The 13,124-nt window shown below is 72.0% G+C and carries 14 protein-coding genes; 7 read left to right on the top strand and 7 right to left on the bottom strand.

The window, feature by feature from the left end; translation table 11 throughout:
* Positions 1-18: 18 nt before the first annotated feature.
* Together ACR9E9_RS03635 and ACR9E9_RS03630 are read right to left on the bottom strand one after the other, a co-directional pair.
* A complete protein-coding gene (locus tag ACR9E9_RS03635) occupies positions 19-1,029 on the bottom strand; it encodes an aldo/keto reductase family protein (RefSeq protein WP_435201786.1) in 1,011 nt (336 codons plus the stop codon).
* A gap of 46 nt (positions 1,030-1,075) precedes the next feature.
* The gene (locus ACR9E9_RS03630) at positions 1,076-1,876 is read right to left on the bottom strand and encodes a maleylpyruvate isomerase family mycothiol-dependent enzyme (protein WP_435201784.1); all 801 of its coding nucleotides are present in this window, start codon (positions 1,874-1,876) and stop codon (positions 1,076-1,078) included.
* 47 nt (positions 1,877-1,923) lie between these two features.
* Between ACR9E9_RS03630 and ACR9E9_RS03625 the strand changes: the two genes are divergently transcribed.
* On the top strand, positions 1,924-2,763 hold the full coding sequence (locus ACR9E9_RS03625) for an NAD(P)H-binding protein (RefSeq protein ID WP_435201782.1): 840 nt from the start codon (positions 1,924-1,926) through the stop codon (positions 2,761-2,763).
* 22 nt (positions 2,764-2,785) lie between these two features.
* Positions 2,786-3,577: an acyl-CoA thioesterase gene (locus ACR9E9_RS03620; RefSeq protein ID WP_435201780.1), complete on the top strand. Its 792-nt coding sequence runs from the start codon at positions 2,786-2,788 to the stop codon at positions 3,575-3,577.
* 178 nt (positions 3,578-3,755) lie between these two features.
* On the opposite strand, the gene ACR9E9_RS03615 is transcribed toward ACR9E9_RS03620, so the two are convergent.
* Positions 3,756-5,249 (bottom strand): DEAD/DEAH box helicase, encoded by a 1,494-nt coding sequence (locus ACR9E9_RS03615; protein WP_435201778.1) that lies wholly within the window; start codon positions 5,247-5,249, stop codon positions 3,756-3,758.
* Between the two features lie 238 nt (positions 5,250-5,487).
* Entirely contained in the window at positions 5,488-6,843 is a 1,356-nt protein-coding gene (gdhA, locus tag ACR9E9_RS03610; protein ID WP_435201776.1) for an NADP-specific glutamate dehydrogenase, read from the bottom strand.
* A gap of 152 nt (positions 6,844-6,995) precedes the next feature.
* Between gdhA and ACR9E9_RS03605 the strand changes: the two genes are divergently transcribed.
* The 3 genes from ACR9E9_RS03605 (at position 6,996) to ACR9E9_RS03595 (ending at position 8,700) form a co-directional block, all read left to right on the top strand.
* The gene (locus tag ACR9E9_RS03605; RefSeq protein WP_435201775.1) at positions 6,996-7,310 is read left to right on the top strand and encodes a GNAT family N-acetyltransferase; all 315 of its coding nucleotides are present in this window, start codon (positions 6,996-6,998) and stop codon (positions 7,308-7,310) included.
* A gap of 17 nt (positions 7,311-7,327) precedes the next feature.
* The gene (locus ACR9E9_RS03600) at positions 7,328-8,254 is read left to right on the top strand and encodes an exodeoxyribonuclease III (RefSeq protein WP_435201773.1); all 927 of its coding nucleotides are present in this window, start codon (positions 7,328-7,330) and stop codon (positions 8,252-8,254) included.
* Between the two features lie 89 nt (positions 8,255-8,343).
* A complete protein-coding gene (locus ACR9E9_RS03595) occupies positions 8,344-8,700 on the top strand; it encodes an ArsC/Spx/MgsR family protein (protein ID WP_435201771.1) in 357 nt (118 codons plus the stop codon).
* 127 nt (positions 8,701-8,827) lie between these two features.
* Here ACR9E9_RS03595 and ACR9E9_RS03590 read toward each other — a convergent pair whose 3' ends face one another.
* Both ACR9E9_RS03590 and ACR9E9_RS03585 read right to left on the bottom strand, forming a co-directional pair.
* Entirely contained in the window at positions 8,828-9,145 is a 318-nt protein-coding gene (locus ACR9E9_RS03590) for a putative quinol monooxygenase (RefSeq protein ID WP_435201769.1), read from the bottom strand.
* 4 nt (positions 9,146-9,149) lie between these two features.
* Positions 9,150-10,307, bottom strand: coding sequence for a hypothetical protein (locus tag ACR9E9_RS03585; RefSeq protein ID WP_435201767.1), 1,158 nt, complete (start codon positions 10,305-10,307; stop codon positions 9,150-9,152).
* A gap of 28 nt (positions 10,308-10,335) precedes the next feature.
* On the opposite strand from ACR9E9_RS03585, the gene ACR9E9_RS03580 reads away from it, so the two are divergent.
* Complete coding sequence (locus ACR9E9_RS03580) at positions 10,336-11,412, top strand: App1 family protein (RefSeq protein ID WP_435201765.1); 1,077 nt, start codon at positions 10,336-10,338, stop codon at positions 11,410-11,412.
* Entirely contained in the window at positions 11,405-12,265 is an 861-nt protein-coding gene (locus tag ACR9E9_RS03575; protein ID WP_435201763.1) for an Fpg/Nei family DNA glycosylase, read from the top strand. Before ACR9E9_RS03580 ends, ACR9E9_RS03575 begins: the two co-directional genes overlap by 8 nt.
* A 10-nt stretch (positions 12,266-12,275) precedes the next feature.
* Here ACR9E9_RS03575 and ACR9E9_RS03570 read toward each other — a convergent pair whose 3' ends face one another.
* Positions 12,276-13,121: a hypothetical protein gene (locus tag ACR9E9_RS03570; protein ID WP_435201761.1), complete on the bottom strand. Its 846-nt coding sequence runs from the start codon at positions 13,119-13,121 to the stop codon at positions 12,276-12,278.
* Positions 13,122-13,124: the final 3 nt, after the last annotated feature.

The raw sequence follows: 13,124 nt of genomic DNA, 5'->3' as shown, positions 1-13,124 counted from the left end.
CCGGCCTGACCGGGAGGGTCAGCTCGGGCGGGTCCTCGGGGCCTGCTTCGCCGTCTTCTGCGGGTCGCGCTCGACGTGCTCACCGAGGGCCTCGTCGATCCTCGTGAGGACGGCGGGCTCGAGCCGCACGCCGGAGGCGACGACATTCTCCTCGACCTGCTCCGGGCGGGAGGCCCCGATGATCGCGGCGGCGACGTTGTCGTTCTGCAGCACCCAGGCGACGGCGAGCTGGGCCATCGACAGGTCCAGCTCCTCGGCGATCGGGCGCAGGCCCTGGACCGCCGTGAGCAGGGCGTCGTTGGTGACCCGGCCCTCGATCGCCTGACCGGCCTCCTCGTGGGTGGCGCGCGACCCGGCGGGCGGCGCCTGACCGGGGAGGTACTTGCCGGTGAGGATGCCCTGGGCGATCGGGCTCCACACGATCTGGGAGAGGCCGAGCTCCTCGCACGTGGGCACGACCTCGTCCTCGATGACCCGCCACAGCATCGAGTACTGCGGCTGACTGGAGACGAGGCGGATGCCGAGCTGCTGGGCCAGGGCCTGCCCCTCGCGGATCTGGTCGGCGGTCCACTCGCTGACCCCGATGTAGAGGGCCTTGCCCGAGCGGACGACGTCGGCGAAGGCCTGCATCGTCTCCTCGAGCGGGGTCTCGGTGTCGAAACGGTGTGCCTGGTAGAGGTCGACGTAGTCCGTCCTCAGGCGCGTGAGCGACCCGTCGATCGACTCCCGGATGTGCTTGGCGGACAGGCCGGAGTCGTTGTGCCCCTTGGGCCCGGTCGGCCAGTACACCTTGGTCAGGATCTCCAGCGACTCGCGCCGCTCGCCCTCGAGCGCCTCCCCGAGCACGCTCTCCGCCGCGGTGTTCGCGTAGACGTCCGCGGTGTCGAAGGTCGAGATGCCGTGGTCGAGCGCCGCACGCACGCAGGCCTTCGCCGCGTCGGCCTCGACCTGCGAGCCGTGGGTGAGCCAGTTGCCGTACGCGATCTCGCTGATCTTCAGACCGCTGTTTCCGAGGTATCGATACTCCATGTCAGGCACGCTACGCCTGCGTCGGGGTGGTCCGACAGCGGCGAGGTCAGGGCGTGACGTTGAGCTGGCGCAGCACCGTCGCCGCGAGCTCATCGTCACCGTCCACGCGCACCTCGGCCCGTGCCGGGTCGAGGCGACCGCCGGTGAGCCGCAGCCAGGTGACGTCGTCCATGTCCAGGGCGAGGTCACCCCCTTCGTCCGGAGCGAAGGGCGCGGCACGCCCGTCCTCGCCGACCCGGGCCGCGAGGACCCGGCCCTGCGGTCCGGTGACGCGGGCGACGACGCCCGTGCCCACCGGCAGCCGGCGAAGGGAGGCCGGGAAGGCCGCCGTCATGACCGCCGCCACGTGGGCTGCGCCGGTCCCCGTCGTCACGACCGCTCGTCCGGTCGCTGCGCGGACGTCCTGCTCGTGCACCCACAGGTCGATCGGTCGGTTGCGCAGCCAGGTGCCCAGGTCCCAACCGAGGTCGCCGGCGAGCCCCGGGGCGGGGGCCTTCGGGTCGCTGGTGTCGAGGTCGGCGAGCACCTCGCGGCGGCGCGCGCACGCGGTCTCGAACTCCTCGACCAGCTCGGCGACGGACCGGACCCGGCGAGCCGCGACACCGGCCTCGGTGACGGAGGAGGGCATCGGCTGGTTGCGCTGCGGGTCGACGTGGGCATGGCCGCCGCTCGGCTGCGGCATGCCCGCGGCGTCCGACTCGAGGTGCGCGAGGTGGGCGAGGACGTCGCGCACGCTCCATCCCGGCAGGGCCGGACGGTCGTGGTCCTTCGGGGTGAGCTCACGCAGGACGACGAGCACGTCCTGCGCTGCCTCGTCCCAGACGGTCAGTGGGTCCGGTCGCGTCATGCCCTCAGCCTAGGTGCGGACGGGCGGCGCCGTGGGAGCATTCTCCGGTGACCACTACACCGGACCACTCCCCCCTTCGCGCCGTGCTGCTCGGGTGCGGCGACCTCGGGACCCGGGTGGGGAGCGCCCTGGCCGCCGCCGGGCACCACGTGACCGGCGTGCGGCGCGACGTCTCCGCCCTGCCGGAGCAGATCGAGGGGCTCGCCGCCGACCTCTCGGCAGACGCCCTTCCCGACCTCCCGGCCGACCTGCTCGTCGTCGCCCTCGCACCCGACCAGCGGGACGAGGCGGGGTACCGGCACACCTACGTCGAGGCGATGCGCCGGGGGGTCGACGCCGCCCTGCGGGCCGGGATGCCACGGCGGGCGGTCCTCGTGTCGTCGACGAGCGTCTACGGCGACCTCGAGGGCGACCTCGACGAGGCGACCGAGGTGCACCCGTCGACCGGGCGGGCACGCGCGCTGCTGGAGTCCGAGGCGCTCTTCCACGACCTCGTGCCGCACGGATCGGTGCTGCGCCTGAGCGGGCTCTACGGCACCCCGGGCAGTCGTCTCGTCGCGCAGGTCAGGGCCGGCCAGAGCAAGGACCCGGGCCGGTGGACCAATCGGATCCACCGAGACGACGCGGCCGGCGCCGTCGTCCACCTGCTGACGCGACCGGAGGACCCGGCACCCCTCTACATCGGGACCGACGACGAGCCCTGTGCCGCAGGGGCGGTCAAGGACTTCGTCGCCGACGAGTTGGGGGTGGATCGACCGACTCCCACGGGCGTCACCGAGCCCGTCGGACGCCGGATGCGCAACGCCAGGCTGCGGGCGAGCGGCTTCGCGCTGCGGTACCCGACCTATCGCGAGGGGTACCGGGAGCAGCTGCGCATCGACGCGTGAGACCCGTTTGTAGGGTGAGCTCATGAACCTGCAGGAGATGCTCGACCAGGCCGCCACCGGCACCGTGCACGTCGAACCGGGATGGGGTCAGGGGCGGGCCACGTACGGCGGCCTCGTCGGCGGGTTGATGTACTCCGCACTGCGCGCCCGGATCACGGCCGAGCCCGCACCGCCGCTGCGCAGTCTCACCGTGAACTTCGTTGCGCCGGTCACGCCCGGCGAGGCCACCGCCGACGCGCGGATCCTGCGTGCCGGGTCGAGCGCGACCCAGGGGATGGTGACCTTGCACCAGGGCGACGCGGTCGTCGCGGTGGCCCTCGCGACCTTCGGGGCCCCGCGGACATCGGTCGTGACGGTCCCGCCCTCTGCCGTGCAGATGCCCCAGCTGGCCGCGCCCGAGACCCTCGAGCCCTTCCCGTACATCCCGGGATCGACGCCGGACTTCTTCCAGCACGTCGAGCTGCGCCTGGCCGACGGGAGTCCCCCCTTCTCGGCGGCGGACACCTCGCACATGACCGGCTGGATGCGCTTCCGGGAGGCACCGGAGACCTTCGACGTGCGGCACTTCGTGAGCATCGCCGATGCCTGGCCGCCGGCGGTCATCCAGATGCTCCCGTCGCCCGCGCCGGGCAGCAGCCTGACGTGGACGCTGGAGATCCTCGACGACGTCGCGGCCGCGCCCGAGACCCACTGGGCCTACGCCGTGCACACCGACCAGGCCGGGGACGGGTACGCGCACACCGATGCCCGGATCTGGCGGCCGGACGGGACGCTCGTGGCGATCAGCCGTCAGACGGTGTCGATCTTCGGCTGAGCGGCAGCGCCCGCTGACGGCCGGGCTACCCCGTGGTGGCCGGGAAACCCGTGGGCGCCCGGGCCACGACCCGGTCCGCTCGGGTTTTCCCGGTCAGGCGAGGCTCTCCCGGTCGGGCCTGCTCATGACGATGCCCCGCACGCGTTCGGGTACGGGGCATCGTCAGTGCGCAGGAGGGTCAGCGGTTGCGACCCGAGCTGCTCGAGGAGAAGGCGACGACGCTGCCGCCGCCGCGCGAGCCACCCTGGCGACCGGAGCCGCCCTGGCCGCCGGAGCGACGGGAGCCGCCACCCGAGCCGGCACGGCTCTGTCCGCCGGAGCCGCCACCGTTGCGGTTGCGTCCGGCGCCACCGCGCTCACCGCGTCCACCCTGGCCGCCGGAGCCGCCACGGCCCTGACCGCTGCGGCCGCCGTTGCGCGAGCCGCCCTTGCCGCCGCCACCCTGCTGCTGGGGTGCCGCGGTGACGAAGCCACCGGGGTAGGCACGCTCACCGGGAGCGAGCTGCGCGAGGAGCTCGTGTCCGGAGGAGACCTTCGTCGTGGTCGGCTTGATGCCGGCCTTGCGGGTGAGGTCACGCACGTCGCGGACCTGCTCGTCGGTCATGAGCGTGACCACGGTGCCCTCGGCGCCGGCGCGGGCCGTGCGACCGGAGCGGTGCAGGTAGGCCTTGTGCTCGACCGGCGGGTCGGCGTGGATGACGAGCGAGACGTCGTCGACGTGGATGCCACGGGCCGCGATGTCGGTGGCGACGAGGGTCTGCGCCGCGCCGGAGTGGAAGGCCTCCATCGTCCGGGTGCGCGCGCCCTGACTGAGGTTGCCGTGCAGCTCGACTGCCGGGACGCCGCTCGCGTTGAGCTGGCGGGCGATGCGCTTGGCGCGGTGCTTGGTCCGGGTGAAGACGACCTTGCGGCCGGGGGCGGCGACGAGGTCGGTGAGCACCGGGAGGTGCTGCGTGGACTGGATGTGCAGCACGTGGTGGGTCATCTGCGAGACCGGCGACTGCGCCGAGTCGGCCTCGTGGGTGACCGGGTTGTGCAGGTAGCGCTTGACGATCTGGTTGATCGCGCCGTCGAGCGTGGCCGAGAAGAGCATCCGCTGGCTGTTCTGCGGGGTCCTGTCGAGGATCCGCTTGACGCTCGGGAGGAAGCCGAGGTCGGCCATGTGGTCGGCCTCGTCGAGGACGGTCACCTCGATGTTGTCGAGCTGGATGTGGCCCTGCTGCATGAGGTCCTCCAGGCGCCCGGGGCAGGCGACGACGATGTCGACGCCCTTCGCGATGGCGGTCACCTGCGGGTTCTGGCCGACGCCACCGAAGACGGTGCGGCTGTTGAGCCCGACCGTGGCGGCCAGGGGGGTGAGCGCGTCGTCGAGCTGGGTCGCCAGCTCGCGTGTCGGCGCGAGGATCAGCGCACGGGGACGCTTGCTCTGGCGACGCGTGCCGCTCGCCGTGAGGCGGGCGAGCATCGGCAGGACGAAGGCGTAGGTCTTGCCCGACCCGGTGCGCCCGCGGCCGAGGATGTCGCGCCCGGCGAGGGAGTCCGGCAGCGTCGCTGCCTGGATCGGTGTGGGCACGGTGATCCCGTCCTTCTCCAGGACGGAGGTCAGGACGGAGGGCACGCCGAGGTCGGCGAAGGTGGTGGTCACGAAGGGGGTGCTCCTTAACGGAGTCATGATGCTTCGGTTCTGCCCGGCGCGGTCCGAACGAGGCGGTCGCGGCGCATTGGCATCGGTGCAAGAAAGAGGCAGCTCGCTGCAGAACTGGGCGGCTGCTTCGTCAAGTGTAGCGGTCGGCGGCGGCTGTTCTGACCACGGGCGGAAGTCAGCCGCACTTCGTATCGTCAGCAGCAGTACGAGCTACGGCTGACGATACGAAGTGCTGCCTGCAGTAGTTCGTAGCGGGCGCGGTGGATCAGATGACGCCCTGCGCCACCATCGCGTCGGCGACCTTGATGTAGCCGGCGAGGTTGGCGCCCATGACGTAATCACCGGGCTGGTCGAACTCCTCGGCGGTCTCGACACAGTTGCGGTGGATGTCCCGCATGATGTCCTCGAGCCGGGCCTCGGTCTCGTCGAAGCCCCACGAGTCGCGGCTGGCGTTCTGCTGCATCTCCAGGGCGGAGGTGGCCACGCCTCCGGCGTTGGAGGCCTTTCCCGGCGCGAAGAGGACATCGGCCCCGCGGAAGGCGTCGATCGCCGTTGGGACGCACGGCATGTTGGCGCCCTCGGCGATGAGCTCCACACCGTTCTTCACGAGCGTGAGCCCGTGCTCCTCGGAGAGCTCGTTCTGCGTGGCGCAGGGCAGCGCGACGTCACAGGGGACGTCCCAGATGCTCCCGTCGCTGATGTGGCGGACGGGGCCCCCCTTCGCCTCGGCGTAGTCGGTGAGGCGACCTCGCGCGACCTCCTTGGTCTCCTGGAGGAGCTGGAGGTCGATGCCGGCCTCGTCGACGATGTACCCGCCGGAGTCGGAGACCGCGATGACGGTGCCGCCGAGCTGGTGGACCTTCTCCACGGCGTAGATCGCGACATTTCCGGAGCCGGAGACGACGACCTTCTTGCCCTCGAGCGTGGCGCCCTTCTCCTTGAGCATCTCCTGCGCGAAGAAGACCGTGCCGTAGCCGGTGGCCTCCGTGCGCACCTGCGAGCCACCCCAGGACAGGCCCTTGCCGGTGAGCACACCTGACTCGTAGCTGTTGGTGATGCGCTTGTACTGGCCGAAGAGGTAGCCCAGCTCGCGTCCACCGACACCGATGTCTCCCGCCGGGACGTCGGTGTACTCGCCGATGTGGCGGTACAGCTCGGTCATGAAGGACTGGCAGAAGCGCATGATCTCGCTGTCGGACTTGCCCTTGGGGTCGAAGTCGGAGCCGCCCTTCCCGCCACCGATGGGCATGCCGGTCAGGGAGTTCTTGAAGACCTGCTCGAAGCCGAGGAACTTGATGATCGAGAGGTTGACGCTGGGGTGGAAGCGCAGACCGCCCTTGTACGGGCCGAGCGCGGAGTTGAACTCGACGCGGAAGCCACGGTTGATCTGGACCTCACCGTCGTCGGTGGTCCACGGGACGCGGAAGATGATCTGGCGCTCCGGCTCGCAGACCCGCTGGAGGATCGACCACTGGGCGTACTCGGGGACGCGGCCGGCGATCGGGGACAGGGACTGCATCACCTCGTAGACGGCCTGGTGGAACTCCTTCTCACCGGGGTTGCGGGCGATGACCTCGTCGAAATGGTCCTGGAAGAGGGGGTGGAGCGCGGTCGCGGACAAGCTGGGCCTCCGTCGTCGTTCGGGCAGTGGTCTGCGGGTCACGGTAACCGGCGCACGGCGCCACCGACCTCGCTGTCCCGTGGGTGAGAACCGAGTCACACCAGCATTTCAGGCGAAGGGAGGCTGTCGCCGGGCCGTGGCAGGCTGGTCTCATGAGCACCCATGTGACCCGCCAAGGCGACCCGGACCGCTTCGAGATCACCGCCGACGACGCCGTGGCCGGCTTCACGCAGTTCCTCGACCGCGGCGAGCGACGCGTGTTCTTCCACACGGAGATCGACGAGGAGTTCGGTGGCCGCGGGCTGGCCGGGATCCTCGTCGATGAGGCGGTCGCCGCGACCCGCGCCGAGGGCAGGACGATCGTCCCGGTCTGCTCCTACGTCAAGACGTGGCTGGGCACACACCCGGAGCACGAGGACATCACCGCCCAGCCGACGCCGGACGACCTCGCCGCCCTCCGCGGCTGAGCCCGCCGAGCCCACCCGTGCGCGTCGCCACCTTCAACATCAACGGCATCCGAGCGGCCCAGCGTCGTGGCTTCGAGTCCTGGCTCGCCGAGCGCGACCCGGACGTCGTCGCGCTGCAGGAGGTGCGGTGCCGGCCCGAGCAGCTCCCCAGCGGCGTCTTCGGGTCCCACCACCTCACCTACGCGCCGGGGCGGCTCGCCGGCCGCAACGGCGTCGCCGTGCTCACCCGCAGTCGTCCCGACGCCGTGCGCACCTGGGACGGGGAGGTGCTCATGCGCGCTCCCGGCGAGGAGCACACCCACACCGAGCCCGCGCCGCCGGGGACGATGGCCCGCGGGCTGTCCCCCTTCGCCTCCGAGGGGCGCTACGTCGAGGTGGACATCGACGGCACCGGGGACGCCCCGCCGCTGACCGTCGCCTCCCTGTACCTGCCGAAGGGAGGCCTGCCCGCCCACCTGCAGAAGTCCGGCGGGCGCGAGGAGCCGGACGGCGGGGCGAAGTACGAGCGGAAGATGGGCTTCCTCGCCGCCTTCGCCCGGCAGCTCGACCGCTCCCGCAAGGCGGCCGGGGCGGCCGGTCGGGAGTTCGTGCTCCTCGGCGACCTCAACGTCGCCCACAGCGAGCAGGACCTGACGAACTGGCGCGCCAACCGCAGATCCGAGGGTTTCCTGCCCGAGGAGCGCGAGTGGTTCTCCTCGATCACCTCCCCCCGCACGCTCATCGACGTCGTGCGCCGCGTCCACCCCGAGGAGACCGGTCCCATGTCCTGGTGGTCGTGGATGGGCGGCGCCTTCGACCGCGACACCGGCTGGCGGATCGACTACCAGCTCGCCTCCCCCGCTCTGGCGAAGCGCGCGGTGACAGCCGGGACCGACCGGCCGGCCAGCGCACCGGAGCGGGTGAGCGACCACGCTGCCGTCGTCGTCGACTACGCGGACGCCTGATCCCGGCGCCGGGTCGATGTACCCGCGAGTGCCTGGACGCCCGCAGGTACATCGACCCACGACCGCGTGACCTCGCTACGGTGGTGCCCATGAGCGACCTCACCGTGCTGCACAACCCGAAGTGCTCGACCTCCCGCGCCGCCCTCGAGACCGCCGAGTCCGCGGGCGTGCAGGCGCAGGTCGTCCAGTACCTCAAGGAGCCTCTCGACGAGGCGGCCCTGCGCCAGCTCATCGGCAGGCTCGAGGACGAGCCGAGCGACCTCGTGCGACGCGACTCCTTCTTCGCCGACCAGGGCCTGACCGACGCGGACGTCGCAACGGTCGACCAGGTGGTCGCGGTGCTCCTCGAGCACCCGCGCCTGATGCAGCGTCCCGTCCTCGTCAAGGGCGAGCGCGCGATCATCGGCCGCCCCAAGGACCGGGTCGCCCCCTTCGTCGCCGGCTGACCCGCCGCGGCTGAGCCAGGAGCGCCGATGTTTCTCGGGTGACCCGAGAATCATCGGCTTCGCAAGGGTTTCTTACTCTTGCGAAGGAGGGGTCTTCCGGGTCACCCGATAAACCGGTGACACCCGCTCAGACCGTGAGCTCGCCCATCTCCTCCCAGCCGTCGCCCTCGACGGTGCGGCTGATGATGCGCGGGGTCTCGGCGAGGGCCGGCTTCATCGTCTCCAGTCCCTTGGCGAAGTGGTCGCTCGTCACGTGCGCCTCGCCCGCGTCGTCCTGGAAGGCCTCGACGAGGACCCACTCGTCGTCCACCTCGATGCTGCGGCTCCACTCGAAGAAGATGTTGCCCGGCTCGGCGCGGGCCGCCTCGGTGAACTCCCGGACGAGCTCGGGCCACCCCTGCGTCCACTCGGGTCGGGTCCGGAACTTCACGACGATGAGGATCATGTCCTCACGGTAACGCCCGGCGCAGCGCCCCGTGGCGGAGCAGATCGCTCGCGGCGGTCTGCACGAGCGAGCGTGCCTGCGGATGCTCCCCGAGCTCCGCGACGACGGCAGCGGCGAGCTCGTCGACGCGGCGCCCCGGCGCGACCGCGGCACGCCACAGGATCGCTCCCGGACCGGCCAGGCGAAGGGGGCGCGGCCCCGCCAGCACGAGCACCTCACCCTCAGCGGCGATCGCGTCCGACCAGTGACCGCGGACGAGCACATCGGTGTCGGCGACCGCCTCGCCGCCGTCGTCGCCCTCGCCGCCGTCCTCGCCCAGCGCGCCCGCCACGTACTCCAGACGCTGCGAGCCGACCGGCGGCACGTGCTCCCACGTCGGGGCATCCGGGCTCTCGCGCCCGAGGTGGGCGAGCACGAGGTCGTGGCAGGAGGCGATCTCGGCATACCGCAGTCGCGCCGGGGCGCCCCCGGCGGTGGCCGCCCGGGCCAGCCGGTCCAGCCCGTCGGGAAGCAGCCAGGTCGACGAGGTCTCGGGGAGGATGGCGAGGATCTGGTCGATGACGCCGACCGTCTCGATCGACGGCTCGGCCAGCTGCGGATCGCGGGTCAGGGTGAGCAGTCGGCCCAGCCACGGCGCGGGGGGCGTCGGGCCCAACCCGATCTCCTCGGGCGACGGCTCCTCCTTGTGGAAGGGACGCTCCGGGTCGGTGACGAGCGACGGGGGCTTCGGGTGCGGCGCGATCCGGTGGTCCTCCAGGAGGATGACCGACTCGTCGGAGACGTACCCGAGGCGCTGGCCGAGCACCCGGGCCGCGGTCGACTTGCCCCCTCCGGAGGGGGCGACGAGCACGAGGGAGCGTCCGTGCTCGTCGGCGAGCGCGGCCGCGTGCAGCAGGGTGGCCCGGCCGGTGAGCCGGGTCAGGCCGCGACGGGTCAGCTCACGCGACAGGTCGTACGCGGCGGCGGAGGTCCGCGCGGTGATCGTCATGGGGTCCTCGTCGAGGACGACCGTGGTCGAGGCCGCGAGGTCACGGCACCGCTGCCAGCGGGCGGACATCTCCCGGGCCGCGGACACCTCGAGGGCGGACACGTCCAGCACCCAGCGGCACCCCATCGTCACCAGGTCCAGGTGACGGTCGCTCCCCTTCGCATGGTCACTCACGGGGACATCCTCCCCTAGGCTCGGGGCCATGCCGCGACCGCACGCAGCCGCGATCATCGAGGACGCCTGGCACCGTCAGGTGTCCGGCGTCATGCGCCGACGGGGGTGGGGCACGCGCGTGCTGACGTTCACCGGTTACGGGAGCGCCGAGCGCGTCCGCGTGCTCGGCCGCGTCCTCATGACCCGCCGTCCCTACGCGCCGGCCGGGGCCGATGCCCGCGCCACCTGGCTGGAGCTGCGCACGGCCGACAGCGAGCGAAGGGGGTGGCGCTTCTTCTTCGCCACCCCGGCCAGCGGCGAGCCGGTCACCGTGACGATCGGCGAGCAGGAGTTCCGCACCCGCGCGGACCGCTCCGGGGTGCTCGACCTGACGATCACCGGCCACGGCCTCGAGCCGGGCTGGCACGACGTGCAGATCTCCTCGCCGCGCGCCGCGGACACGACCGCCGCCGTCTTCGTCGTCGACCCCGAGCAGACCTTCGGGATCATCTCGGACATCGACGACACGATCATCACCACGACGATGCCGCGGCCGATGATCGCGGCCTACAACACCTTCTTCCGGCACGAGGGGACGCGTCGCCCGGTCCCGGGCATGGCGACGATGTACCGCGCGCTGCTCTCCGAGCACCCCGGCGCCCCGATCGTCTACGTCTCCACCGGTGCGTGGAACGCGGTGCCGCCGCTGACGCGCTTCATGCGGCGCTCCGGCTATCCGCTCGGTCCGCTGCTCATGACCGACTGGGGACCGACCAACACCGGGTGGTTCCGCTCGGGTCAGGACCACAAGCGCGCCTGCCTGCACCGGCTCGCCCGTGAGCTCCCCGAGGTGCGGTGGGTGCTCATCGGCGACGACGGGCAGCACGACCCGAGCCTGTACGGGGAGTTCGCCGAGCAGCGCCCGGACCGGGTGCGCGCCATCGGGATCCGGGTGCTCACCGCCACCGAGCAACTGCTGAGCCACTTCACGCCCATCGCGACCGACGACTACGAGCAGCACGTGGGTGTCGAGCTGCCGGTCTGCCGGGCCGAGGACGGCTACACGATGTTCGAGCAGATGCGTCAGGCCCTGGGCATGCCGGCACCGGAGCGCGGGGATGCCTGAGCTGCCGGAGGTCCAGGCGCTCGTCGACTTCCTCGACGAGCGCCTGGCAGGGCTCGCGGTCGAGACCCTCGAGCTGGCCTCCTTCTCGGTGCTCAAGACCTTCGACCCACCACCGCAGTCGCTCGAGGGGGCGCCCGTCGACGGGGTGCACCGCCACGGCAAGTTCCTCGACATCGACTGCGACGGGACGCACCTGGTGTTCCACCTCGCCCGCGCCGGGTGGCTGCGGTTCAGCGAGGAGCTGCCCCGCACGATGCTGCGACCGGGCAAGTCCCCCATCGCGCTGCGGCTGCGCCTGTCCGACGGCTCGGGCTTCGTCCTCACGGAGGCGGGGACGAAGAAGAGCCTTGCCGCCTACCTCGTGCGTGACCTCGCGGAGGTCCCCGGGGTCGCCCGGCTCGGCCCGGACCCGCTCTCGGACGACTTCACCCGCGCGGTCTTCGGCGAGCTGCTCGCCGAGCGCTCCGCCCAGGTCAAGGGGGTGCTGCGCGACCAGAGCATCATCGCCGGGGTGGGCAATGCCTACTCCGACGAGATCCTGCACGTGGCGCGGCTCTCCCCCTTCGCCCTCGCCGCGCGGCTCACCGACACCGAGGTGGACGCCCTCTACGAGGCCCTGCGCACGACCCTGCAGCGGGCCGTGGAGACCGCCTCGGGGAAGCCCGCCGCGCAGCTGAAGGACGCCAAGCGCGCCGGGATGCGGGTCCACGGACGCACCGGTGAGGAGTGCCCGGTCTGCGGTGACGTCGTGCGCGAGGTGAGCTTCGCCGACTCCTCGCTGCAGTACTGCGCCACCTGCCAGACCGGCGGCAAGCCCCTCGCCGACCGCCGCACGAGCAAGTTCCTCAAGTAGCGGGCCACCCTCAGCTCGGGTCGATCGAGACCGAGCCCACCCCGGCCTCGACGCGGATGCTCCGCTCCGACGCGGGGTCGTGGCCGATGGTGTTGCGTGCCTCCGAGGCGCCGGTCGTGTCGACGCGGTAGCCGACCGAGGACGGCACCCCGACCCGGACGTCGCCGACGCCGAGGGTGAGGTCCACCGCGCGGGGCGGCTCGACGGCCTCGTAGACCACCTCACCGACGCCCATCTCGACGCTCACCCGGTCGCTCGCGGCCCCGGTGATCGAGACCTCCCCGACCCCGGCCTCGACATCGATGTCGCCGGAGACCTCCTCGACGTCGATCGAGCCGACACCGCTCTCGACGCTCACGTCGGTCCCGGCGGGCACGACGACGAGCCAGTCGGTGCTGCAGATCGCGCCGACCGCCCGGGCGGAGCAACTCGACTTCAGCTGCGCCACACCGTCCCTCGTGCCCACGGAGGTGGACGGACGCCACAGTCCCCAGGTGCTGGTCGTGACGGCCTTCGGCGCCTCACCGGGCTCGGCGGCCCGGATCCGCACCTCGCCCACGTGCCCGGACAGCTCGAGCGCCGTCACGGCCGGTAGGGCCTGCTCGCTCGTCTCGGACTGCTTGAGCATCGGGCCGACGAGGGCGATCCCGGCCGCGACGACGAGCACCACCGTGACGATCGCGGCGATGACCCGGATCGGTCCGGACGGGGTGCGCGAGGCCGGGGCCTCGGCGGCGGCCCGCGCGGCCTCCACGCGGTGGGCCTCGCGCGCGACCCACGCATCGTGGGCGTAGCGGTCGCGCAGGCCCGGGTCGTCGGGCTCGCCCGGGCGGGTGGTCATCGGGGTGGGGGTCATCGT

The sequence above is a fragment of the Janibacter sp. GS2 genome, from assembly GCF_051200835.1.
Lineage (GTDB): Bacteria > Actinomycetota > Actinomycetes > Actinomycetales > Dermatophilaceae > Janibacter.
This window is presented reverse-complemented; position numbering and strand designations above follow the sequence as displayed.

What these genes read in the sequence shown, in the direction of transcription:
- ACR9E9_RS03635 (WP_435201786.1), bottom strand. Translation starts at nt 1,029, where the DNA reads ATGGAGTATCGATACCTCGGAAACAGCGGTCTGAAGATCAGCGAGATC.
- ACR9E9_RS03630 (WP_435201784.1), bottom strand. Translation starts at nt 1,876, where the DNA reads ATGACGCGACCGGACCCACTGACCGTCTGGGACGAGGCAGCGCAGGAC.
- ACR9E9_RS03620 (WP_435201780.1), top strand. Translation starts at nt 2,786, where the DNA reads ATGAACCTGCAGGAGATGCTCGACCAGGCCGCCACCGGCACCGTGCAC.
- ACR9E9_RS03615 (WP_435201778.1), bottom strand. Translation starts at nt 5,249, where the DNA reads ATGACTCCGTTAAGGAGCACCCCCTTCGTGACCACCACCTTCGCCGAC.
- ACR9E9_RS03605 (WP_435201775.1), top strand. Translation starts at nt 6,996, where the DNA reads ATGAGCACCCATGTGACCCGCCAAGGCGACCCGGACCGCTTCGAGATC.
- ACR9E9_RS03595 (WP_435201771.1), top strand. Translation starts at nt 8,344, where the DNA reads ATGAGCGACCTCACCGTGCTGCACAACCCGAAGTGCTCGACCTCCCGC.
- ACR9E9_RS03590 (WP_435201769.1), bottom strand. Translation starts at nt 9,145, where the DNA reads ATGATCCTCATCGTCGTGAAGTTCCGGACCCGACCCGAGTGGACGCAG.
- ACR9E9_RS03580 (WP_435201765.1), top strand. Translation starts at nt 10,336, where the DNA reads ATGCCGCGACCGCACGCAGCCGCGATCATCGAGGACGCCTGGCACCGT.
- ACR9E9_RS03575 (WP_435201763.1), top strand. Translation starts at nt 11,405, where the DNA reads ATGCCTGAGCTGCCGGAGGTCCAGGCGCTCGTCGACTTCCTCGACGAG.
- ACR9E9_RS03570 (WP_435201761.1), bottom strand. Translation starts at nt 13,121, where the DNA reads ATGACCCCCACCCCGATGACCACCCGCCCGGGCGAGCCCGACGACCCG.